The sequence below is a fragment of the Salinivirga sp. genome (genome assembly GCF_035268865.1).
In the GTDB taxonomy this organism is placed as follows: Bacteria; Bacteroidota; Bacteroidia; order Bacteroidales; family Salinivirgaceae; genus Salinivirga.
On the sequence record NZ_DATFKB010000134.1, the window covers coordinates 23,525 to 46,915 of the forward strand.

General features: G+C 38.1%; 16 protein-coding genes. 9 read left to right on the forward strand and 7 right to left on the reverse strand.

Translation table 11 applies throughout. The features are described from left to right. Positions 1–77 precede the first annotated feature (77 nt). Positions 78–4,301 carry an alpha-glucan family phosphorylase gene (gene glgP / locus VJ937_RS08205; RefSeq protein ID WP_324066413.1) on the forward strand — a complete coding sequence of 1,408 codons (4,224 nt, stop codon included), beginning with the start codon at positions 78–80 and terminating at the stop codon, positions 4,299–4,301. Positions 4,302–4,336: 35 nt separating this feature from the next. On the opposite strand, the gene VJ937_RS08210 is transcribed toward glgP, so the two are convergent. Beyond that, entirely contained in the window at positions 4,337–6,391 is a 2,055-nt protein-coding gene (locus VJ937_RS08210) for a methyl-accepting chemotaxis protein (RefSeq protein WP_324066414.1), read from the reverse strand. A 186-nt stretch (positions 6,392–6,577) separates the two neighbouring features. Between VJ937_RS08210 and VJ937_RS08215 the strand changes: the two genes are divergently transcribed. Continuing rightward, positions 6,578–7,357, forward strand: a complete 780-nt coding sequence (locus tag VJ937_RS08215; protein ID WP_324066415.1) for a superoxide dismutase — start codon at positions 6,578–6,580, stop codon at positions 7,355–7,357. 240 nt (positions 7,358–7,597) lie between these two features. Continuing rightward, positions 7,598–8,872: an MFS transporter gene (locus VJ937_RS08220; RefSeq protein ID WP_324066416.1), complete on the forward strand. Its 1,275-nt coding sequence runs from the start codon at positions 7,598–7,600 to the stop codon at positions 8,870–8,872. A 4-nt stretch (positions 8,873–8,876) separates the two neighbouring features. Here the strand turns inward: VJ937_RS08220 and VJ937_RS08225 are convergent, their stop codons facing one another. Next, complete coding sequence (locus VJ937_RS08225) at positions 8,877–9,407, reverse strand: hypothetical protein (protein WP_324066417.1); 531 nt, start codon at positions 9,405–9,407, stop codon at positions 8,877–8,879. Between the two features lie 203 nt (positions 9,408–9,610). Here VJ937_RS08225 and VJ937_RS08230 point away from each other — a divergent pair, with 203 nt between their 5' ends. Further along, positions 9,611–10,087, forward strand: a complete 477-nt coding sequence (locus VJ937_RS08230; protein ID WP_324066418.1) for a hypothetical protein — start codon at positions 9,611–9,613, stop codon at positions 10,085–10,087. Positions 10,088–10,138: 51 nt separating this feature from the next. Here VJ937_RS08230 and VJ937_RS08235 read toward each other — a convergent pair whose 3' ends face one another. Beyond that, the gene (locus VJ937_RS08235) at positions 10,139–11,515 is read right to left on the reverse strand and encodes an exonuclease domain-containing protein (protein ID WP_324066419.1); all 1,377 of its coding nucleotides are present in this window, start codon (positions 11,513–11,515) and stop codon (positions 10,139–10,141) included. Positions 11,516–11,635: 120 nt separating this feature from the next. On the opposite strand from VJ937_RS08235, the gene VJ937_RS08240 reads away from it, so the two are divergent. After that, complete coding sequence (locus tag VJ937_RS08240) at positions 11,636–12,058, forward strand: DUF2147 domain-containing protein (RefSeq protein ID WP_324066420.1); 423 nt, start codon at positions 11,636–11,638, stop codon at positions 12,056–12,058. Positions 12,059–12,111: 53 nt separating this feature from the next. On the opposite strand, the gene VJ937_RS08245 is transcribed toward VJ937_RS08240, so the two are convergent. Then, the gene (locus VJ937_RS08245) at positions 12,112–12,285 is read right to left on the reverse strand and encodes a hypothetical protein (RefSeq protein WP_324066421.1); all 174 of its coding nucleotides are present in this window, start codon (positions 12,283–12,285) and stop codon (positions 12,112–12,114) included. Between the two features lie 79 nt (positions 12,286–12,364). Continuing rightward, positions 12,365–12,955, reverse strand: a complete 591-nt coding sequence (locus VJ937_RS08250) for an RNA polymerase sigma factor (RefSeq protein ID WP_324066422.1) — start codon at positions 12,953–12,955, stop codon at positions 12,365–12,367. A 424-nt stretch (positions 12,956–13,379) separates the two neighbouring features. Between VJ937_RS08250 and uvrA the strand changes: the two genes are divergently transcribed. Then, on the forward strand, positions 13,380–16,163 hold the full coding sequence (gene uvrA, locus VJ937_RS08255) for an excinuclease ABC subunit UvrA (RefSeq protein ID WP_324066423.1): 2,784 nt from the start codon (positions 13,380–13,382) through the stop codon (positions 16,161–16,163). Positions 16,164–16,213: 50 nt separating this feature from the next. Here uvrA and VJ937_RS08260 read toward each other — a convergent pair whose 3' ends face one another. After that, positions 16,214–17,410 carry a metallophosphoesterase gene (locus tag VJ937_RS08260; protein ID WP_324066424.1) on the reverse strand — a complete coding sequence of 399 codons (1,197 nt, stop codon included), beginning with the start codon at positions 17,408–17,410 and terminating at the stop codon, positions 16,214–16,216. Positions 17,411–17,520: 110 nt separating this feature from the next. On the opposite strand from VJ937_RS08260, the gene VJ937_RS08265 reads away from it, so the two are divergent. From VJ937_RS08265 to VJ937_RS08275, 3 genes are all read left to right on the forward strand, one after another. Next, entirely contained in the window at positions 17,521–19,755 is a 2,235-nt protein-coding gene (locus VJ937_RS08265) for a tetratricopeptide repeat-containing sensor histidine kinase (RefSeq protein WP_324066425.1), read from the forward strand. A 139-nt stretch (positions 19,756–19,894) separates the two neighbouring features. Continuing rightward, entirely contained in the window at positions 19,895–21,400 is a 1,506-nt protein-coding gene (locus VJ937_RS08270; RefSeq protein ID WP_324066426.1) for an AbgT family transporter, read from the forward strand. A 139-nt stretch (positions 21,401–21,539) separates the two neighbouring features. Further along, complete coding sequence (locus VJ937_RS08275) at positions 21,540–22,316, forward strand: class I SAM-dependent methyltransferase (protein ID WP_324066427.1); 777 nt, start codon at positions 21,540–21,542, stop codon at positions 22,314–22,316. Position 22,317: 1 nt separating this feature from the next. Here the strand turns inward: VJ937_RS08275 and VJ937_RS08280 are convergent. Then, a partial coding sequence (locus VJ937_RS08280) for a T9SS type A sorting domain-containing protein (protein ID WP_324066428.1) occupies positions 22,318–23,391 on the reverse strand: 1,074 nt, incomplete at its 5' end.

Consider the following 23,391-nt stretch of genomic DNA (forward strand, 5'->3'; position numbering starts at 1 on the left):
TGGTTTGCAGCTTATGCCAAAGGAAATAAGTTGTTTTTGCGAGATCCTTATTTTGAAAAAAATTAAATCAAAAAGCTATGGTCCAATTTAAGCGACCCGATTACTTGTTTGAAACAAGTTGGGAAATATGTAATAAAATAGGTGGAATACACACCGTAATAGCCACAAAAGCACCACTTTTAAAAAAACAGTTGGGCGATAAATTAATTATGATTGGCCCGGATACTACGCGCTATTCTGACGGAAATCCGGAATTTGAAGAGGACCGTACATTATTTCCACAGTGGTTGAATAAAGCACATCAGGATGGATTTAGGGTGCGAACAGGTCGCTGGAAAATTGAAAGCAGGCCAATCGTCATTTTAGTCGATTTTACGACCTTAATGACCAAAAAAGACGAGGTGCTTGCCGAATTGTGGGAGAGTTTTGGCGTAGACTCCATTTCTGGTCAATGGGATTATATTGAACCTGCTATTTTTGGATATGCCGTTGGAAAAGTTATAGAGCATTTCTCAGATTTTTATTTGTCACATCGTCACCAAATTACAGCTCATTTTCATGAATGGATGACTGGCAGCGGCGTTTTATACCTCAATAAAAACGTACCATGCGTAGCAACTGTTTTTACTACCCATGCCACTACATTAGGGCGTTCCATGGCAGGCAATGGTATTGCTCTTTATGCTGATATAGAAACTCACGATGCCGAAAAATTTGCACAGGAACATAAGTTAGTAGCTAAACACTCGCTCGAAAAACAGGCAGCCCATTATGCCGATTGTTTTACTACAGTTAGCGAAATTACTGCTAATGAATGCAAGCATTTCTTGCAAAAAGAACCAGATATCATTACACCCAATGGTTTCGATATGGGAATTGTTCCGGACGAGAAGCAATTTGATGATAAAAGAAAAAGGGCCCGGAAAAACCTACTCAACGTCATTGAAACATTATACGGGACAGAAATCAGCGATAATGCACTTATTGCAGTGATTAGTGGCCGTTACGAATGGCGGAATAAGGGAATTGACCTTTTCCTGGAGGCATTCAGCCGTTTGGATACAGAAAAAGTTAAACGCCCCGTGATACCTTTGATATTAATTCCGGCCAGCCATGGCGGGGTGAGAAATGAATTGCAAAAAGCCCTGAATGATAATGAACACCCGGGGTTTGAAAAGCCTTATTTAACGCATGTATTACATAATCGCGATGCCGACCCCATTGTAAAAGCAATGGAACAGGATAAGGTATATGAAAACGAAAACCTTTTTCCACTCTTTGCGCCTTGCTATTTAAATGGTTTTGATGGTGTTTTTAATCTGCCATATTACGATTTATTTATTGGAGCCGATCTTGGGATTTTTCCTTCTTATTACGAACCATGGGGTTATACGCCGCTCGAATCATTAGCCTTTAGCATTCCGGCCATTACTACATCGCTCGCTGGTTTTGGAATATGGATCAATAATGAGGAATTAAATATTGGCACCGGCGCAAGTGTGATAGAAAGAAACGATGATAATGATACTGAAGTAGCCGAACAAATTATAAATGATATTGTGCGCTTTCTGAATTTTACTGATGAACAGGTACTTCAGGCACGAAAAGCAGCTAAAGAAATTGCAAAAGCAGCACTTTGGAAAAACTTATTGGTTAAATACGACGAAGCTTACCATCAGGCGAATGGAAAAACTACAGAACGACATAAAAAACATCGCCCGAAAGTTAAAGCAAAAAGACCTCAAGTATACAGCGACAAAATTAATAATGAACCACGGTGGAGCAAGATGCTTATTCAGAGTAGTTTGCCTAATGAGTTGCGTATGCTTGCCGATATATCGCAAAATTTGTGGTGGACCTGGAACTTTGAGGCAATTCAGCTTTTCAAGTCTATGGATGAGGATTTATGGTATAAAACCGATCGTAACCCAATTGCACTTCTGAATAAAATCTCAAAAGATACGCTAAACGTCTTAATCGAAGATGCTGACTTTATGGAACGGTACGAGCAAATAAGCAATGAATACAAAAAATATATAAGCGCAGAAAGCCATCAGGATAAAACCATTGCCTATTTCAGCATGGAGTACGGATTCAACGATAACATAAGAATTTATTCCGGTGGCTTGGGTATTCTTGCCGGTGACTATCTGAAAGAAGCCTCAGACAACAGGCTAAATATGATTTCGGTGGGTTTCTTGTATCGTTACGGTTATTTTAAACAGCAATTGACCATAAAAGGCGAACAACAAACCATACTTGAACCACATAATTTCAATGATTTACCGGTTACGGCACTCAAAGATGAATTTGGTAATCCGGTATTGGTCGTTGTGAGTTTCCCTGGCCGTTCTGTTTATCTGAAGGTCTGGGTATTGATGGTTGGCAGGAATCCACTCTATTTGCTCGATGCCGATAATGACTTTAATGCTGCTGAGGATCGCGATATTACGCACCAATTGTACGGTGGAGATTGGGAAAACAGGTTAAAACAGGAAATTGTACTGGGCTTTGGCGGAATACGTTTACTTAAGCATCTTGGATATAACATTGACATATACCATTTGAATGAAGGTCATGCAGCATTCATCAATCTGGAGCGTATTGGTACCCTTGTTCAGGAAGAAAAATTAACTTTTGATGAAGCCCAGGAGGTGGTGCGAAATACCTCACTTTTTACCACGCATACACCAGTGCCTGCTGGTCACGATGTTTTCAATGAAGATTTATTGCGTGTATACTTGAGGCACATGCCCGAACGAATTGGTATAAGTTGGGAAAACCTGATGCAAATTGGCAGAATGAACCCAATGGATCCTGAAGAACCTTTCTCAATGAGTGTGCTTGCAGCCAATACGTGTAAAGAAATGAACGGGGTTTCGGAATTACACGGGGAGGTGTCCCGCGAAATGTTTCAAAGCTTATACAAAGGGTATTTTGCCAATGAATCGCACATTGGGCATGTAACCAATGGAGTGCATTATCCTACCTGGACAGCCAAAGAGTGGAAAAAACTTCACAATGATTACTTTGACGAGGAGTTTTGCAATAAAGTTCACCAGAGAGATTTATGGAAACGCATATATGATGTGCCCGATGATGAGATATGGAGCATCAGAACGTTACTGCGTAAAAAGCTCGTTACATACATAAAAGAGCGTTACGAGGATAATTGGGTGAAACGGAACGATAATCCCAGACGGATTATGGATGTATTGAATACAATAGATGAAAACACCCTTACCATTGGTTTTGCACGTCGTTTTGCTACCTATAAACGAGCTCATTTGCTTTTTACCGACCTGGATCGGTTGAGTAGAATTGTGAATAACGAAGAGATGCCCGTTCAATTTGTTTTTGCCGGTAAAGCACATCCAAAAGACCAGGCAGGGCAGGATTTGATTAAGCACATCATTGAAATATCGCAGCGCCCGGAGTTTGTTGGAAAGATTATTTTCATTGAAAACTACGACATTCAGTTGGCCAAACGACTTGTAAAAGGCGTGGATATCTGGCTTAATACGCCAACCCGTCCATTGGAGGCTTCAGGTACGAGCGGCCAAAAAGCTACTTTGAACGGCGTAATGAATTTTAGTGTGTTGGACGGATGGTGGCGCGAAGGCTATCAACCCGAGGCGGGTTGGGCACTCCAGGAAGAACGTATTTACGAAAATCAGGAGTACCAAAATGAACTTGATGCGGTCAATATTTACGCAATGCTCGAAAATGAGATTGTACCCCTGTTTTACAAACGAGAAAATAACAATATCCCAACCAATTGGATTCGGTACATCAAAAACAATATTGCGCACGTGGCCCCTGAGTTTACAACCCATCGGATGTTACATGACTACATCGAGCGATATTACGAACCTTTAATGAGATATGGTAAAGAGATTTATAAAGATAATTTCAAAAAGGCCACAGATATTGCCCTTTGGAAGCAGCATATTTATGAACACTGGGAAGAGATAGAAGTGGTAAGTGTTGATTTTCCTGATACATCAAAACATGATTACAAGTCAGGGAATCAATATCACGGAGAAATAGTGTTGGGCTTTAAAAACCTTGATCCGAACGAAATAGGTTTGGATATGGTGCTCTCAGAACATGCCGGACAAATGACTGAGGCAGAAGAAGTCTATACGCTCCAATATGACAAAACATCTGACGGATTGCATTTTTATTCAATAGATTTGGAGTTAGAAGATCCTGGGCTTTATGATTACGGATTGCGAATATATCCCAGGAATGATCTGTTAAAATATAAAACAGAACTTAATCTTGTAAGGTGGATCTAAATAAAATAGGCCGGGAGAACCGGCCTATTTTGTTACTAAAAATTTTCAAATTCGTTATCGTCGTCAAGTTTTAAGTCGAACCCCGTACCGTGGTTGTCTGGTTTTGGTTTATTATCAGTTTTCCGGGAGTCTTGTGTTTTATTTTGAGTATTTGCAGGCTTTTTGGCTGTTTTCTGTTTATTTATTTTTCTCTTTACAGAGACTTTTTTACCTGTATCGAAATATGCAACCTCGTTTTTAAGCTCATCTGCCTGGCTCGATAGCTCTTCGCTACTTGTAGCCAACTCTTCAGAAGCTGCAGCATTTTGTTGTGTTACCTGGTTCAGTTGCTGAATGGCGTTGTTCACCTGACCGGCACCGCCAGTCATTTCATTATTGGCAGCCGTAATTTCCTGTACGAGTTTTGCAGTTTTTTGTATATCAGGTACAATTTGTTCAAGCATTTTGCCTGATTTTTCGGCAATATCAACCGACGATTTACTGGTTTCTTCTATATCCTTGGCTGCCTCCTGACTTCTTGCAGCGAGTTTTCTGACTTCTTCGGCAACCACTGCAAAGCCTTTTCCATGTTCTCCTGCCCGGGCAGCTTCTACAGCAGCATTAAGCGCAAGTATGTTTGTCTGACGGGCAATTTCACTTATAATGCCAATTTTGTCAGCAATATCGCGCATCGAAACAACTGTATTGCTCACGGCTTTATTACCTTCATTGATATCTTCAGAAGCTTTCAGCGATATTTTTTCTGTTTCGTTGGCATTGTCTGTATTTTGCTGAATATTTGAGGCCATTTCTTCCATGGATGACGAAACCTCTTCGGCAGATGATGCTTGTTCGCTGGCGCCTTGAGACATTTCCTGCGAGCTTGAACTCATTTGCTGGCTGGCCGATGCAATATTCTCTGCCCCGAGCATAATGTTGTCCACAATTTCTTTGAGTTTGTTAGCCATATTTTGAAGAGCACGCGCCAGTTGTCCTATTTCATCGTCCTGGTCCACATCAATTTCTGCGGTCAAATTACCTTTACTAATTTTATCAGCAAACACAACACCTTTATTAATGGGCCTGATAATTCCAAGTGCAATTATTGTAGCTAAAACTATACCTGCAATTAGAGCCAGAATACTAAAAACAATTACGCCTGAGCGTGTTTGCGATGCTTCTTGCAGCATTACTTCATCAGTCATCAGGTAGTTTTCCGATTCATTAATTACTCTCGTGAAAAGGGTGCCCATTTCATCCAGGTGCACTTCTGTTTCCTGCACGTAAATGCGGTTGGCTTTTTGCATTCCAGCCAATCGCTCATAGTTCCAGGCTATCATCTCGTCAATTAGTTCTAAAACTTCACTTGCTAGTGGTTCAATTACATTAGAATAATATTTACTAGCCTGATTAAACTGGCCATTTTTAATATATTTTTCAAATTCATATACACTATTATGTAATAATTCATGAGGTTTTTCCACCTTACGAGCAATTGAGGCAAAACCCGGGTGGTTTTGCTTGAATTGATCCATCTCGTCACTGTAATACCATTTGCCGAACTTGCATATTTCATGGTTTTTTACTACTTTGACGGAGCTTACAGCTTCCCCTTCAATTATATAATCTTTTAATTTATGTGCCCAATTAAGATGATCTGATTTAGTTTGTCTTAGCTTTGCACTAAGTTTGGTGCTTGCTTGTTGGAACACATTCTTAATTTTTACTGCAGAATTATGTAAAGCTTTGTGCGGCTCCTCAAACTGATCAAAAATTGGCTTGAGCTCAGGTGCCAGTTCCTCGGCATGTTTTCTGCCTTCTCCATAGTACCATTTACCAAAGGCACATTGGTGGTCATCAGTTTGCACATGAAGTTCAGTTACATTATCATCCGTTAATAACTGGGCTACATCGCCAGCCCATTGAAGGTGTTGCACATATTTTTCATTCATTTCTGTGCGCAACTTGTTTCCTTCAATTACTTCTCCTGCATTTGAAACAATACCGCCTATACCATTAATTGCCCAAAAAGCAACAACAGCAAGCAATAATAATACAATACCAAATGCTACAAAAAATTTTCTTCCAAGTTTGAGATTCTTCCACTTCATAGTGTATTCTTTAAGATGTTGTTTTGACAATATTTCAGTTTATTAGCGAATATATATCATAAATGAATATGATGTTATACGTATTTTTACTTGTTATGGTAGGGCTAAATCTATCCCCAAATGAAACAATTATGACTTTACATTGTCAGATATAATAAATAATGTAAAACGTTAAAATTTAAGACAATGAAAATTTTTGGAATACTATTTTTGGCAATTGCTTTTTTATCATGTAATCAGACTACTGTTAAAGAGGAAGTAAAAGAGGTTCAAAAGAAAATAGATGAGCCTAAGGGTGAGATGGTAAATTTCATTGAAAAACTTCCGGAGTATGCATGGGTTTACCCATTTGAATTACCAGAGTTGGATTATGAATACGATGCATTGGAACCCATAATTGATGCTGTTACAATGGAAACACACCACAGTAAGCACCACAATGGATATACAAAAAAAACCAACAAGGCTTTTGAAGACAATGGTCTGCAAGAAATGCCTGTGGTTAAAGTGTTTACTGAAATCACTAAATATCCTGATTTTGTGAGGAACAACAGTGGTGGATTTTATAATCATAACCTATTTTGGACGTTTCTTACACCAGGTGGTTCTGAGTTCAAAGGTGAGGTAGCTGATGCAATTGTGAATGAGTTTCAAACCAAAGAAGCCTTCATGGAGCAATTTGAAAAAGCTGCTGCTACTCAATTTGGTAGCGGTTGGGCATGGTTAGTACTGAAATCTAATGGTAAATTGGCTATTACTCAATCAGCTAATCAGAATAACCCATTGATGCCCGATGCTAAAGTTCAGGGAATACCTTTATTAAATCTTGATGTGTGGGAACATGCATATTACCTTGAATATAAGAATAAAAGAACGGAATATATCTCAAATTTTTGGCAAATTGTGAATTGGGAAACCGTGAATGATCGATATTTAATGGCTAAAGAAGTAACACAAACCTTGTAATGAATATTTTGTAAATTCGGCACTGGTTTCTGAAAAATAATTAAACAAACAGATTGTAATAGTGAGAAATTCGTTAACAGCGAGTTTCTCTTTTTTTTAAAAAAGTCTTTACAATCATATAACAGTATTTTTACCGAATTTTTGATTTTTTTTATTTAAACTACTTAGGAAATATCTCCAAATTACTACATGGACAGACTGTGTGGTTAAATTGCTATATTTGCGGCTTATTTATTAAGCATGATACAAAAACTTACATCCGGAGAGAAGAAAGTATTTGGACTGCATCTCTCTTATTCTTTTATTGAAGGATTGATTAGGGGTGTGCTGATTCTGAATGAGTTTGTGCTGATAAAAAGCCTTGATGGCAGTAACTACCAAATTGGGTTTTTGCTGCAGTTTCAGCACATCGTACTCATTTTGTCAGTGTTCATGAATGAATTCCTGCGCAGGACCGTCAGGAAACGTAAAATGCTGAATGGTATTGCGATAATAACGCGACTCCCATTACTGGCATTTGCCTTTTTCCCTTCTGCATCTCAAGGCTTACATCCCATTTACCATTATATCTTTCTTTTTGTATTTCTGATTTATTTCCTGGCCAATCCAATAGTTTTCCCCACAATTAATTTGTTGCTAAAAGGTAGCTATCAGCACAAACATTTCGGTAAGTTTTATAGCTACGCTACCTCAATAAACAAAATTGTGATGCTTGTAGCCACATTCGGTTTTGGTATTTGGCTCGATTATGATCCTTATATATTCAGATGGATTTACCCTGTTCTTGGGTTACTGGGTATTGCATCCATTTTTTTGTTGACACGTATTGATTATACTCCGCAGGAGGTTAGTTTTGTGCAGGGATTCTGGAGTTCTATCAAAGGGTCGCTTGTGCGTATGAAAAGAATTATCATTACAAATAAGCCTTACCGTGATTTTGAAATTGGCTTTATGTTTTACGGTTTTGCATTTATGACAAGTGCTGCAGTATTAACCATTTTTTTCGAACGAGAACTACACTTAAACTATACGAGTATAGCTACTTATAAGAATGCTTATAATGTTTTGGCTATATTACTGTTGCCCTTTTTTGGTAAACTTATCGGGAAGGTGGACCCAAGGCAATTTGCTATTTACACTTTTGGTTCGTTGATGTTGTTCATAGCATTTTTGGGAATAACCTATTTTTGGGATGATTGGCTGATGTTGGGTAAAATTAAATTTTATTTTTCTGTTGGTATAGCCTATCTGTTTTATGGTGTTTTTGCAGCCACCATGGCCCTGCTGTGGAATATCGGCTCTGCATATTTTGCAAGGAGCGAGGATGCGGGGGATTACCAGTCAATACATTTATCACTGACAGGATTCAGGGCGCTATTTGCACCTTTGGCCGGTGTTTTTGTTTATGAGCTTACAGGATATTTCTATACTTTTATGATAGGTGTATTAACCTTGCTTATTGGAATTGGTATTATGCTCTATTCAATGAAAAAGCGCCCACAGGCAAGAACTTAAAATTTTAGTCTACGCGTTTATATACTTCAAGTATCGATTTGTTTTTTCTGGAGCGTTCCAAAAGATATTTCTGATCAGGAGTATAGGTGCGTATTTTTGCAAGTCCTGCTGCTTGTGAGGGACATCCCCTGGGTGTATTGGCACATTTGATGTTTTTACGCCTGTCTTCAAAAACCTTAATCATCATATAATCAGGTGCATATCGATCCTCTTTTACAAATAGCAGGCTGTCGTTATTTGTAAAATAGGTTTGGCTTAATTCTACAACTTTATTGAGGGTATGTAGTCCGAGTAAATTGAAGTCGGGAAATGAAAAAATTGCTATGGTGGAGTTGCCTCTTCCATAATCGAGCACCAAATGTTTGCCGGTTTTGCTCAATAAAATTCCGTTTAATCTGAAATTACGCTGATTTTCAGCATTGTTAAAATGGGGAGGAGGAACATTCGTTAAATGCTCATAACCGTCTTTTTGTGCATGGACAAATAATCCAAAAATCAGAAAGGCTATAACAAGATATATTTGTTTTGTTTTCATTTGTTTTATTTCACTTTTCAGCGTGGACACAAATTTATGAATTCCGCTAAGTAATTGAAAAAGTTTCATAGATATTTGACGAAACAATGTTATTTTATTTTGAGTATCTGCTGAACACGCATTATGTTTATAAAATAATATAATACAATACATGTATTTGCAAAGGAAAACTATAAATTTGTAAAAAATTAAAATACAATAAGATGGCACAAATTGAAAAAGAGATAAAAGCAGGTATTGGTTTAGACCCTATTAAATTCGGAATGCTGAAAGCTGATGTGAAAAATCTGCTTGGCGAACCTGATGAGATCGACACCCATACTGAAACCGAAGATGAAGGCAACACTGAATCATGGCATTATGATGGTTTAGAATTATCTGTAAGTTTTGAGGAAATTGACGATATGAGGCTTTTCTCTATTGCAGTTTCCGGAGAAGATTATGAGTTTCAGGGAAAAAAACTTATTGGCCTTTCAAAACCAGATATGATTAATGAGCTGAAAGCTTTAAGTATAGATGACTTGCAATCTGAAGAGTGGGCAACAGAAGATCATACAAAGCAGGAATTGGTTTTTTCTGAAAATCATAGTATGAATTTTTGGTTGGAGGACGATGAATTGTCAGAAATTCAGTGGGGCCCCGTATTTGAAGACGAAGATACAATTGCCTGGCCGGAATAGTATACATAGGTCAACACAACCAAAAGGCCTGTTGCTGCATGCTAAATGGTTTTATGAAGCATTAAAATATATGAGTTGCTCATAGCGCTTGCGATTAATAAAACTTCGCAATATACTACGCACATCTTTGTTGTCGTCATAGGGCTTAATTACATTATGTAAATCTTCAATGCTGCCCGTGAGGTTTTTTTCTGCGAAGCCAAAACCTTTGTAGACACCATGCTCTATTTTAACTACAGCCTTTTCGGCAGCACTCCGGCCTTTGTCAATCAGAAAATATGAGTTGTTTGGAATGCTGGTTTGCTCTATCAATGATTCCATCCGGCGGTTATAATCTGCTGGTGATTCCATACCAATACAGGCTCCGTGACACAATCCGATTTGCTGATGAAAACAGCCTGAGTCTGATTTGTATACCCCGCACAACTTTTGACATAGCTCGTAATGCTCAATTTGTTTATGCAGATACTTTTCACCTTCTTTTTTATTGTTGAATAGTACGATTGCATCTCCACTTTTAGCACTGTTTCTTTTGAGTGTAAGGTTTATGTATCCGGCTTCATCGGTAAAAGTGAATAAACCCCAGGTAAAAACAGAGCGACGTAATAAGCGGTTGTAGTGGGGCATGTGATGTTTTACTTCCGCTGCTTCATATAGCAGAGCAATAAGTTCACTACCTGTAACTTCATAATCGATTTTAGCAATGCGCGATTTCATCTCTATGGCGCGTACCGATCGTTTGTTGGAAAAATGTGAGTAAATGCGTTTTTTTATATTAACACTTTTGCCAATATAAATAGGCAGATCCTGGTCATCGAGAAAATAATATACTCCTGCGCATTCGGGCAGTTTTTTCAATGTTTGTTTGTCAAGGTTGGCATTAATGCCTTTTAAAACTTCAGATAATTCTACATCTGCAAGGTCATCACCATCGTGTTTGTCGAGTAGCTGTTTGAACAGTTCCACTGTTGCCAATGCATCGCCGGCAGCCCTGTGGCGGTTTTTTATTTGTAATCCCAGGTGTTCTGCGAGTATTCCAAGGCTGTAGGAGGGGAGACCAGGCATGAGTTTCCTGCTTAGTTTAACCGTACAGAGGTATTCGCGCTGGTATTCGTAACCGAGGGCTTTAAATTCATGTTGTATGAAATTGTAATCAAAAGCTGCATTGTGTGCTACAAAAACGCAATCCCTTGTAATTTCTACAACTCTTTTGGCTATTTCATAAAAGCGTGGCGCATCAGCTACCATATCATTTGTAATTCCTGTGAGTTGCTGAATTTGTTGTGGAATATGTCGCTCGGGGTTCACCAGCGTGGTGAGCTCATCGACTATTTCATTGCCGTTAAATTTATATATGGCAATTTCAGTTATTTTCTCTCTCCGGGCATTGCCTCCGGTTGTTTCGATATCGGTTATAACGTAGTTCATGAAAATATTAATCGCAGTAAATTGCAACAAAAATTGTGCATTATTGTATGCATATTTAGTTTTAAATTGTCAGATAATATATTTGAATGTAATCTGAAAATAATGCATAAATGTTTTAGTATGAAGAAACGTTTTTTAATAATTTTATTTGTATCAATGACCGGTTTTTTAGCAGCTCAGCCTGTAACCGGTGTATGGAAAACCATTGATCATGAAACCGGGAAAGCCAAGTCTATCGTTGAAATATATAAAGAGGGTACTAAGGTATATGGTAAAATTGTGAAAGTACTCAACAAGGAGAACCCTGAAGCGTTGCGTTGCGACGATTGTCCGGAGCCATGGGCAGAAAAGCCAATTCTGGGCTTACAAATTATTCGGGGCCTAGAGAAAGATGATGACGGATGGTATGCAGACGATGCTATAATTGATCCGGGGCGCAATAAAGTCTATGATTGTCGCATATGGCGGGAAGGAGATATTCTTAAAGTAAGAGGATATATTGGTTGGTTTTATGCCACTCAGGAATGGCATGCTGTTGAATAAAAAAGAGGCTTCATGTTAACATGAAACCTCTTTGAAATGCTTTTTTGTCTGAATTAATTCAGAAATAATTTCAAATCTCCCAGCATACTGGTTTTCTCATTTCTGGTACATCTTACATAAGCCATGATATTGCTTACCAGATGGGGAGAGGCAGTTCTTAGATTTCTCTTTCCCAGGAGTTCATTAAAGTGCTCCGGGTCACTATTTGGCGTAAATGATTTTTCCATAGGCATTTTCATATCAGTTTAATGTTCTGATACAAAAACGCAGCCTTTTATAAAATATTTTATTTTCTGTAAAAAAATATCAGGAGAGGGAAAATGCATGTTCCTGATCCAAAATCATTTTTCGCATATTAATCAGTGCGTATCGCATTCGACCTAATGCAGTATTGATTGAAACATTGGTGTGCTGCGAGATCTCTTTAAAGCTCATGCCCATGTAATGGCGCATTACTACCACTTGTCTTTGCTCAAATGGTAATTGTTCCACAAGTTCTCTTACGTTTCCGTGAACCTGCTTTTTTGCCAACTCTTCTTCTATTGTAAGATCGGCAAATTTTGTGGAATTCAAGAGATCTACCTCACCGTCATCGTTTGATACTGTGCGCAGATTCTTTTCTTTACGAAAATGATCGATTACAAGATTATGTCCTATTCTTAAAACCCAGCTTACAAAGCGTCCCTCATCTTTGTATTTTTTCTGGCGTAGTGAATTGATCACTTTAACAAAAGTGTCCTGGAAAATATCTTCTGCCAACTCTTCGTTTTTGACGAGCAAAAGAATATAAGTAAAAACGCGGTCTTTGTGCCTGTTGATTAGTACCTCAATGCTGGAATCTTTTCCATCAATGAATTCTTGTACGAGGTCGAAATCACTCTTTTGTTCGGCTCTCATAAGCTTACCTTTTTGATTAGTCAGAGTAGATTTCTTTCTATAGGCATTAATTTTTTAGAGGTTATGGTTACAAAAATAGTTATCGTATGATAAAAACCAAATTTTATATTGTTTTTACGCTTATATCAAGCAAAAAGTTGGCCATTTTATCAATGAAATTTCACTTTTAGTGTAAAAATAGCATCCTTTCAAGTACTTTTAATGTGTTTTCGTGAAAATTTATCTTAATAAAAGTATATGTAAAAAGCCTATTTATTAATACGGGCATTAAAATTGCGTTTGGCTAATTTTGCATTTAGTCGACAATTTCTTTTATAAAGAACAAATCGGACGTATTTTTGTCCGTCGAAATCTTTTCGGCGGAAATGGAAGAGTGGAAATCGTATAACTTCCACATTTTCAAAAAAAAGAATAGATTTTATACATGAAAAAAGCACAAAATAGTTATATCGATATAGCCAATGCACGTGTGCATAACCTAAAAGGCATTAGTGTAAAAATACCTCGAGACCAGTTTATTGTCATAACAGGCGTATCTGGTTCAGGTAAATCAAGTTTAGCATTTGATACGCTTTATGCAGAGGGCCAGCGCCGGTATGTGGAAAGTTTATCTTCGTATGCACGGCAGTTTATGGGCCGCATTAATAAACCCGAGGTAGACTATATTCGCGGTATACCCCCGGCAATAGCCATTGAACAAAAGGTCAATACGCGTAATCCAAGGTCTACAGTAGGTACATCAACAGAAATTTATGAGTATCTGAGATTATTGTTTGCCCGAATTGGAAAAACCTACTCACCCGTTTCGGGTAAAGAGGTAAAAAAAGACAGCGTAACTGATGTAATTGATTTTTTGATCAATACAGCGCAGGATGAAAAAGCTATGATTCTAGCTCCCTTGAAATTTGAGGATGATACACTTGAGCGCCTTAAGATGCGTGGATACAGTCGTATTATATGCTCCAATGATGTTTTGCGATTGACTGATATTGAGGATGTTGAGGCTTTAAAAAAGTGTGACGATGTTTATCTTGTGCTGGACCGTGTGGTAGCTAAAGCTGATGAGGACAACATCAGTCGCATGTCAGATTCTGTAGAAAGTGCTTTTTTTGAGGGCCATGGTTCATGCACAATAATGCTAATGGAGCAGGATGGTGAAAAGCATAACTTTTCAAACCGTTTCGAGCTGGACGGGATTACTTTCCAGGAGCCCAATGAGCATTTCTTTAGTTTCAACAGCCCGCTTGGAGCATGTCGCCGGTGCGATGGTTACGGTCAAACCATAGGTATTGATCCAGATTTGGTGGTGCCCGATAAAAGTTTATCTGTTTATGATGATGCCATAGCCTGTTGGAAGGGAGAAAAGATGGGAGAGTGGAAAGAGCAGTTGGTACAGAATGCTCATCTTTTTGATTTTCCAATACATAGACCGTATTACGAGTTGAATGATGAGCAGAAAGTGCTTTTATGGGAAGGAAACCAGTATTTTGCCGGACTCAATCGCTTTTTTGGGTATCTGGAACAAAAAGCTTATAAAATTCAATACAGGGTAATGCTCAGTCGCTACCGTGGTAAAACCACCTGCCCTGAGTGTAATGGCTCAAGATTGCGTAAAGATGCCGGTTATGTGAAAATTGCAGGTAAAAATATTCAGGAATTGGTGCAAATGCCTGTAGAGCAGTTGGACCGGTTTTTTAATAACCTGGAAATCAATGAATATGACACCAAGGTAAGCTCCCGCATCTTGCAGGAGATTACGAGTCGTATAAATTTTTTGAATGACGTTGGGCTTGGTTATCTAAGCCTTAACAGGCAATCATCAACTTTATCCGGTGGTGAGTCGCAGCGCATCAACCTGGCCACCTCGTTGGGAAGCAGTTTGGTAGGATCGGTGTACATCCTGGATGAGCCCAGTATAGGCCTTCATCCGCGCGATACCCAAAACCTGATTGGGGTGCTTACCCGGTTAAAAAAACTTGGCAATACGGTTGTTGTGGTAGAGCATGAGGAAGAGTTTATGCATCAGGCCGATCAGATAATCGACATTGGTCCGCGTGCAGGCACCCATGGTGGAGAAGTAGTTTTTCAGGGAGATGGAAAAGATTTACTCAAAAGCGATAAAAGCCTTACAGCTGAATATCTTACCGGAAAGCGATCCATAGCCGTTCCGCAAACAAGACGTTCAGGGCGAAATTATTTAAAAATAGAGGGGGCGCGGCATCACAACCTTAAAAATATTGATGTTCAGATACAGTTGCAAGCTTTAACTGTGATAACAGGCGTAAGCGGAAGTGGAAAATCATCGCTCATTCGAAATATCCTGTATCCGGCATTGCAGCGACAATACCAGGGTTATAGCAATGAAAAAGGAGATTACAGGCAATTGAGCGGCGATTTCCATTTGCATAAAGGTGTGGAGTTTGTCGACCAAAACCCCATAGGTAAATCATCACGAAGTAACCCGGTAACTTATCTTAAAGCTTACGATGAAATACGCAGCCTTTTTGCTGCGCAGCAACTGGCAAAGCAACAAAATTTTAAGCCGGCACATTTTTCTTTTAACGTTGATGGAGGGCGCTGCGATGAGTGCCAGGGTGAAGGCATTATAAAAGTTGAAATGCAGTTTATGGCCGACGTGGAGCTGGTTTGTGAATCGTGCAAGGGCAGACGTTTTAAAGATGAGGTGCTTGAGGTTCAATACAAAGAGAAATCCATTTTCGATGTGCTTGAAATGACTATTGATGAGGCTATTACATTTTTTAGTCAGGAGAAGAAAGGCGCTGCAGTTAAAATAGCTAAAAAATTGCAACCTCTTCAGGATGTAGGGCTTGGGTATGTGAAACTCGGACAATCCTCAAGCACACTTTCCGGAGGTGAGAGCCAAAGGGTGAAACTCGCTTCATTTCTTGCAAAAGATCAAACGGCTGATTCATTGGTTTTTATTTTCGACGAGCCTACAACAGGCCTGCATTTTCACGACATAAGCAAATTACTTGATGCTTTTAATGCACTGATTGAAAATGGCCATTCGATAATCGTTATTGAACATAATCCGGAAATTATTAAATCTGCAGACTGGATAGTTGATCTTGGTCCAGAAGGTGGCGAAGGTGGCGGAGAACTTGTATTTGAGGGTACACCCGAGGAGCTTGCAAATTGTAATAACTCTTACACTGCAAAATTTGTTCGCGACAAACTGAATGGCTAGCCAATTCCTGTAAATAGTGATTTAATACTCAAAAACAGGTAAAATTGGCACTACTTTGATTTTAATGTTATAAGTGTGATCTCAGGACGCATACCAATGCGACCGGGAAAACCAATTGTGCCGGCACCCACATTAACATAGAGGTACTTATCTTTATGCTGATATAATCCGCCCCATTTATCGTAGCGCAGTTTTACAGGGCTCCAGTTGAAACTTTCTGAGCGAATGCCAAACTGAAATCCATGCGTATGACCTGCAAGGGTTAAAAATATTGGTGCTTCGTGGTTTTTTACTTCAGCATCCCAATGCGAAGGATCATGACTCAGTAAAAGCACAGGTTTATTTACGGTATCTGGTAAACTCTCATTTAAATCACCATATTGAGGAAAAGGCGGATGCCCCCAGTTTTCTACACCTGCAAGAATAATCGAGTCTCTTCTTCTTGTAAGGAAGGTATATTCATTTTTAAGCAGTTTCCAGTTGATATCATCAAAAAATGCTATAACATCTCTGAAATTTCGCTGTTTATCATTCGATGATTCCCATTTAACGTAATCGCCATAATCGTGATTGCCAAGTATGGCATAGGTACCGTCACTACTTTTAATTTTATTCAGTATGGGTTGCCATCCATCTAATTCTGTGGCAAAATTATTTACAATATCTCCCGTGAAAAATACCACATCTACATCCAGCTCATTTATTCTGTCTACCATTTTATTGAAACTGTGCTTAAATCGGTCAGATGTGCCCAAATGTAAATCAGAAATTTGGGCTATGCGATATCCATCAAACGATTGGGGAATATATTGTGATTCAATTGTTTGTTCGATGACACGGAATTGAAAGCGGATGACAAATATGCCAAACAGACTGATTATAAAAAATACCGCAGCTAAAGTTAAAGAGATGATATGCGCCTTTCTTCGATTGAATAAATGCGCTATTTGCACCGGAAAAAGAATTAGTCTGAAAATAATGGCTATTAACCGCGGTATATAGAGAATAATCATGATTGAGGTAGCAAGAAAAAACAGCGGATAGTTGTCCTCTTGCAAATAGCTGTATGATTCAGGAGAAGCAAGAAATAGCCACATCCAGAATGAAGAATACAAAACACCTAAACCTAATGATATGCCCAACCATAACTTTTTGTTTTTTGTATGTCGCAGAAAAATCAGGAAGAAAATAATATCAATAAGAAAAATGAAAATTGCTATAGAAAAAAGTCCGGCATATAATCGCATGTGTTTGCTTGTTTGATTCGTTAAAACTAGGTTATTAAACAGTAGGAGTAAAAAAAAGTTTGGTTTACTGATAATTTACGGTTATATTGTGCGTTAACATTTCGTTAACTATGAGGCTGTTTTTATTCATAGTATTTTTTGTTCTATTTTCTAGTGCTTATGCCCAACAACAAAAGCATCCGGCAAAGTTATTAGCAGAACTACAATCTCCAAAATCAGATTCAGTAGAAGTAGAACTATTGCATAAATTGGGCCAATACTATCAGCGTGAACATTACGATTCTGCCCTGTATTATTTAAATCGGGGTTTGGCAATTGCCAATAAAACAGGGATGACAAGACAAAAGGCCCGCTTTTTATTCACGAAATCGAAGGTAATCAGTTATCAGGGAAACTATCGCCAATCAATTGACACCATTAAAGAGGCCATTGAATTTTACAGGAAACTAAATGATTCAATAGGCCTGGCTGATGGATTCAATAGTATAGGAGTAAATTATTATAATCTGTCGGAATATGATAGCTGCAAAATGGTTTGGCTAAAATGCAAATCAATTTATAAGCAAACAAATGACTCCACTGGTATGGCCACCACATTTTCGAACCTTGGGGTAGTTAATTATGTGCAGGGACAGGCAGAAGAAGCCCTGAAAAATTTCATTAAATCTCTTGAGATTAGAAAGAAGATAGAGGATAAACATGGCCTGGCAAGTAACTATATGAAAATCGCACTCATTTACGATAATAAACTAGATGAACCCCAAAAGGCATACGAATATTTAATAAATGCTGTTGCTTTATATGAAGATGAGCAGAATGAATTAGGTAAGGCCAAAGCTCTGACGAATCTTAGTTTGATTTATGAACAATTAGATAGTTTGCAAGCACATCGGGCTTCCATACATAAGGCCAGGGAAATTGCAGAGAGAATTGGAAATTTACGATTGCTTGGTACGATATACTACAATATTGGCCAGGATTTTCAGAATAAGAATAATTACGACAGTACCCTGGTGTATTATTATAAAACGCTGGATATTTATAAAAACCTGGGCCAGAAAAGAGAACTTACGGGGGTTTATTTTAATATGGGGGAGGTTTTTTACAATCTTTCTGATTATGAAACTGCCCGGGCATATTTTAAAAGCTCCCTTGATATTGCCCGCGAAATTAATGTTATTTCTTCGCAAGTGCCAGCATTGCAATACCTTGCCAAGATATTTGAGCGAAAGGGTGATTTTAAAAAGGCGTATGCCTATCATCAAAAATATGCAAAAGCAAAGGATACCCTGGCTGAAAAAGAAAAAACGGAAAGACTAGAAACATTGGAGGCCCGATTTGAAGGGGAGCAGAAAGCGCAACGAATAAAAATACTTGAAAAACAAAAACAGCTTGATAAAACTAAATTGGCCCGAACATCCTCAACTAAAAATTTAATTCTGGTTATTGCAGGTTTGATATTTATATTTTCCCTTCTATTATATCAGAAATATCGCCAAAAAACAAGTCTTAATAAACAATTAAGCGATAGGAATCAAGAAGTAAAAGAAAAAAACAAAGAGATAAGCAAACAGGCTGAGCATTTGAAAAGATTCAATCATTTGCTTGTCGAAAAAAACAGACTGATAGAAAAGAACAAGGTAAAACTTGAAGAAGAAAACCAGAAAAAGGATAAAGTCTTCTCAATAATAGGGCATGATTTAAGAAGTCCTATGTCGAGCCTACACACTTCCCTGAATTTGCTCAAATCAAAAAAAGTATCTCCTGAGCGAAAAGATCACTTAATTAGTTTAATGGACAGCGATATCAACTCGGCAATTAATCTTTTAGAGAATTTACTAATGTGGGCCAAAAGACTGGAGGGTAAATTGAGCACAAATTTTAAAAAGCAACTTCTGAATCCGGTCGCATCGCAGGCTATTAGGAGTCTTGAAGGCATGGCACGCAATAAAAACATTGAGATAAACGCAGATATTGATAAAGAAATAAAAGCCTATTTTGATGAGCAAATGATTGCTACTGTTGTGCGCAATTTATTGAGCAATGCCATTAAGTTTTCGCCTGAGCGTAGTCAAATAAAAATTTCTATGATTGAGTATTCCAATTTTGTGAAAATATCGGTGCTTGATCAGGGCGTAGGAATGGACAAATCAGATATTGATAAAATTTTACACGCTTCAAATTTTCACTCCACGGCTGGTACACAAAAGGAAAAAGGCTCAGGTTTGGGCTTGCAACTCTGCAAAGATTTTGTAACCCAGCATTGCGGATCTTTTTCTATTGAAAGTAAGCCTGATAGGGGTACGATTGTATCTTTTACTTTGCCAAAAAAACACCTTTCCTGAACAATTATATTTATTATTTTGTATATGATGATAATGTATGATTTAGGGATTTTTGAATCAACTTAAGCCTTAGGACTTTTAATATTTCAAAGATCCCATTATTTTTGGCAGCTAAAAAAACCGAAAAAAATATATTAAGATGTTTAAAGCCCTAAGGAAGTTCTCGTTTTTAAATTTTGTTGAAAAAGTTGGTAACGCTCTACCACACCCAGCTACCCTGTTTGCAGCAATGGCAGGTAGTGTACTGGTACTGTCACTATTGGCGCATTTAACAGGCTGGACTGCAGTGCATCCGGTTACAGATGAAACCATTGAACCGGTGAATCTTCTGTCAAAAGAGGGGTTTCATCGTGTGCTTCTCGAGATGGTTGAGAATTTTACAAGTTTTGCACCTTTAGGTATTGTGTTGGTAGCCATGCTTGGTATTGGGATGGCAGAAGGCAGTGGATTAATTGGTGCGTTAATTAGGAAGTTGGTATTAAGTGCTCCCAAACGACTATTGACTTTTATTCTTGTATTTTCAGGTATACTTTCAAATTTTGCCAGTGATATCGGCTACGTGCTTTTAATACCTCTTGCCGGCGTTATTTTTCTTTCGGTTGGTCGGCACCCGGTTGCTGGTATGGCCGCGGCCTTTGCAGGGGTTTCTGGTGGATTCAGTGCAAACTTGATTCTTGGTACAATCGATCCCCTTTTGGCAGGGCTTTCCACTGAAGCAGCCCAAATTGTTGATCCAAATTATGAGGTTAACCCAACCGCAAATTATTTCTTTATGATTGCTTCAACATTTGTTATTGCAGCAGCTGGTACGTGGGTTACTGAGCGAATTGTAGTTCCGCGATTAGGTAAATACGAAGGTGAGCATGAAGAAGATTTGCACCCGCTCACAAAATTAGAGAAAAAAGGTTTGCGGATATCTGGTCTTGTTACATTAGGTATTATTGGTGTTATATTAGTTGGTTTAATTCCTTCAAATGGTTTTTTACGTGGTCATGATGGCACCATATTGAATTCGCCTGTAATTGAAGGTGTCGTTGCCTGGTTATTCATTTTGGCTGGTGGTGCCGGAGTCGCTTATGGACTGACTGTGGGTAAATATAAAAGCGATACGGATATTGTAAATGGGATGACAGATAGCATGAAAACCCTTGCATCATACATTGTACTTGTGTTTTTTGCTGCGCAGTTTGTAGCCTATTTTAAATGGAGTAATCTTGGATTAATTTTCGCCATTAAGGGTGCTGATTTCCTTGTACACCTGGATATGGGTTTAATTCCTCTTTTGATTATGTTTGTGATACTATCAGCCACAATCAATATGTTTATGGGTAGTGCATCGGCCAAGTGGGCTGTGTTGGGACCAATTTTTATTCCGGTATTCATGTTTTTAGGATATTCCCCGGAGTTAAGCCAGGTTGTATTTAGAATTGGTGATAGTGTAACCAATATTATTTCACCAATGATGAGTTTCTTTGCGCTTATTATTGCGTTTATTCAGAAATATGATAAAAAAGCAGGAATTGGAACAATTATATCAACCATGCTTCCATATACCATTGTGTTTTTTATAGCCTGGATAATTTTATTGGTCATATGGGTTTGGTTTGATATACCATTGGGACCGGGTGTAAACCTGCATTTGTAATGTTTTATTAGATAACCATAATGAATCAAGAGGTGTTTTACATGGTTTAGTATATAAAAATACCTAAATTTGTTAACGGCCATGCGCAAGTATGTAGGCAACGCATGGCCGTTTTTATTTTATAATTTAAAAAGGGAAAATGAAACTAAAAATACGTGATCATCTATTTAGAATTTGGTATTGGTACGTGAATAAGGTAGACCGTAAGGCTGAAATTTTATTTATGAATTATGGTTTCCATAATGATAAGAATAATGCTGATACAGTAGGATACGATGATGGTAATCGTTTTTCTATTCAGTTGTATGATCATCTTGCAACGGCAATTGATTTGAAAGGGCTTGATGTAGTGGAAATTGGTAGTGGACGAGGAGGGGGACTTTTTCATGTAAAGCAAACACATGCGCCAGCTTCAGCACAGGGTATTGAACTGGACAAAAGAGCAGTGAATTTTTGCAATACGCATTATAAAGATGGGAATTTAACTTTTTCCCAGGGAGATGCTCAAAGCTTAAAACTGGAAGATGCATCATCTGATGTGGTGCTTAATGTGGAGTCTTCGCACCGTTATCAAAATATGAAAGCTTTTTTAAGCGAAGCTACACGTATTTTAAGACCTGGTGGTCATTTGCTTTTAACAGATTTTAGGTATGACTACGAGATGGATGATTTTAAAAAATATCTTCTTGAAAGCGGGTTGCAAATAGTAAAGGAGCAAAATATTAATAATGAGGTTCTTGCAGCACTTTCGCTCGATGATTCAAGAAAGCGGAACCTTGTAAAAAGGTTGGTCCCTGGCTTTCTTCATAAAGTGGCTTTGAATTTTGCAGGTACCGTGGGGAGCCAAACTTACAACCACTTTGAATCAGGGAAGTATGTTTATTTCAGTTATATTCTTCAGAAAACAGAAAACTAGTTTATTTCGTTTCTTTAATAAATGACTGGCTATAAATGGTAAAACCATTATGGCTTAATGTGGCTGTGTAATAACCTGGAATTATATCTTGCAAATTGTCTATAGTCCAGCTAAATTTTTCAGGTGTATTAATCATTCGCTTTTGCTCGGTTGCAAGCCTTCCACTTAAATCATAAATTTTGCAATATAAAGTCCCTGAAAAGGATAGTGACCCTTCAAAAGTGAGATTATTTTTGATTGGATTCGGATACACAGCAATATCCTCATCGTATGGAATATCTTCAATACTCAGGACGTTGCAGTTTAAATAAGCACCTGCTTCAGTACATGCTATCAGATTAATACAATTAATTATGGGGTTCACTGTAAGGTTATAAACATTTGTGGAGGGTAGGTTTCCGGTTTTATCATATGTTTCAAGGGTGTAAGTATTAAGTAAATGAACTCCCTGAGGATCAGTATCTTTTTCACCATAACCTATTGCCAGCGTCTCATTGGTAACCATTTTTAAAGAAGTAATACCCTGTTCAAAAATGAGGTTGTCGAAGGTCGCTCCAAAATCTTCGGAAACATAACAGCCATCGGAATATGAGCCATTGCCTCCGGCAATATATAGGCGGTGATTCATTAAATCGTATTCAGCATCACTTACCGGCGGTATTGAATCATATTTTTGCCAGGTATTTCCGTTATCATTAGAATGGTATATGAAATTAACTTCGGGAGCAAAACAAAGAGCCAAATGATGATTATCATCTATAAAGTATTTAATAACTGTAGTGTCTGTATGAAAAAATAAAATATTATTCCAGCTTAAACCATCATCGGAAGCTGCAACACCTCCATTATATCCAACGTACCATTTGTCCTGGATTTTAGTAATTGTTTCGGGTTTATAGCAGTAAAATAGTACTTCACTATGCCCATTATCTACATTAACCTTGTAAACTCCATCTGAATATGAACCGGAGCCGCATGCTAGCAGCATCAAGCTATCGTCGAATGGTGCTGTGCCTGTTATTTTTAGCATAAGATCATATGAAGTCCAGGAGTCAGAATAATTGTCCTGAATCCA

Bases quoted from the DNA above. Each gene is read 5' to 3' on its own strand.
- glgP (WP_324066413.1), top strand. From the start codon at position 78: ATGGTCCAATTTAAGCGACCCGATTACTTGTTTGAAACAAGTTGGGAA.
- VJ937_RS08210 (WP_324066414.1), bottom strand. From the start codon at position 6,391: ATGAAGTGGAAGAATCTCAAACTTGGAAGAAAATTTTTTGTAGCATTT.
- VJ937_RS08215 (WP_324066415.1), top strand. From the start codon at position 6,578: ATGAAAATTTTTGGAATACTATTTTTGGCAATTGCTTTTTTATCATGT.
- VJ937_RS08220 (WP_324066416.1), top strand. From the start codon at position 7,598: ATGATACAAAAACTTACATCCGGAGAGAAGAAAGTATTTGGACTGCAT.
- VJ937_RS08225 (WP_324066417.1), bottom strand. From the start codon at position 9,407: ATGAAAACAAAACAAATATATCTTGTTATAGCCTTTCTGATTTTTGGA.
- VJ937_RS08230 (WP_324066418.1), top strand. From the start codon at position 9,611: ATGGCACAAATTGAAAAAGAGATAAAAGCAGGTATTGGTTTAGACCCT.
- VJ937_RS08235 (WP_324066419.1), bottom strand. From the start codon at position 11,515: ATGAACTACGTTATAACCGATATCGAAACAACCGGAGGCAATGCCCGG.
- VJ937_RS08240 (WP_324066420.1), top strand. From the start codon at position 11,636: ATGAAGAAACGTTTTTTAATAATTTTATTTGTATCAATGACCGGTTTT.
- VJ937_RS08245 (WP_324066421.1), bottom strand. From the start codon at position 12,285: ATGGAAAAATCATTTACGCCAAATAGTGACCCGGAGCACTTTAATGAA.
- VJ937_RS08250 (WP_324066422.1), bottom strand. From the start codon at position 12,955: ATGAGAGCCGAACAAAAGAGTGATTTCGACCTCGTACAAGAATTCATT.
- uvrA (WP_324066423.1), top strand. From the start codon at position 13,380: ATGAAAAAAGCACAAAATAGTTATATCGATATAGCCAATGCACGTGTG.
- VJ937_RS08260 (WP_324066424.1), bottom strand. From the start codon at position 17,410: ATGCGATTATATGCCGGACTTTTTTCTATAGCAATTTTCATTTTTCTT.
- VJ937_RS08265 (WP_324066425.1), top strand. From the start codon at position 17,521: ATGAGGCTGTTTTTATTCATAGTATTTTTTGTTCTATTTTCTAGTGCT.
- VJ937_RS08270 (WP_324066426.1), top strand. From the start codon at position 19,895: ATGTTTAAAGCCCTAAGGAAGTTCTCGTTTTTAAATTTTGTTGAAAAA.
- VJ937_RS08275 (WP_324066427.1), top strand. From the start codon at position 21,540: ATGAAACTAAAAATACGTGATCATCTATTTAGAATTTGGTATTGGTAC.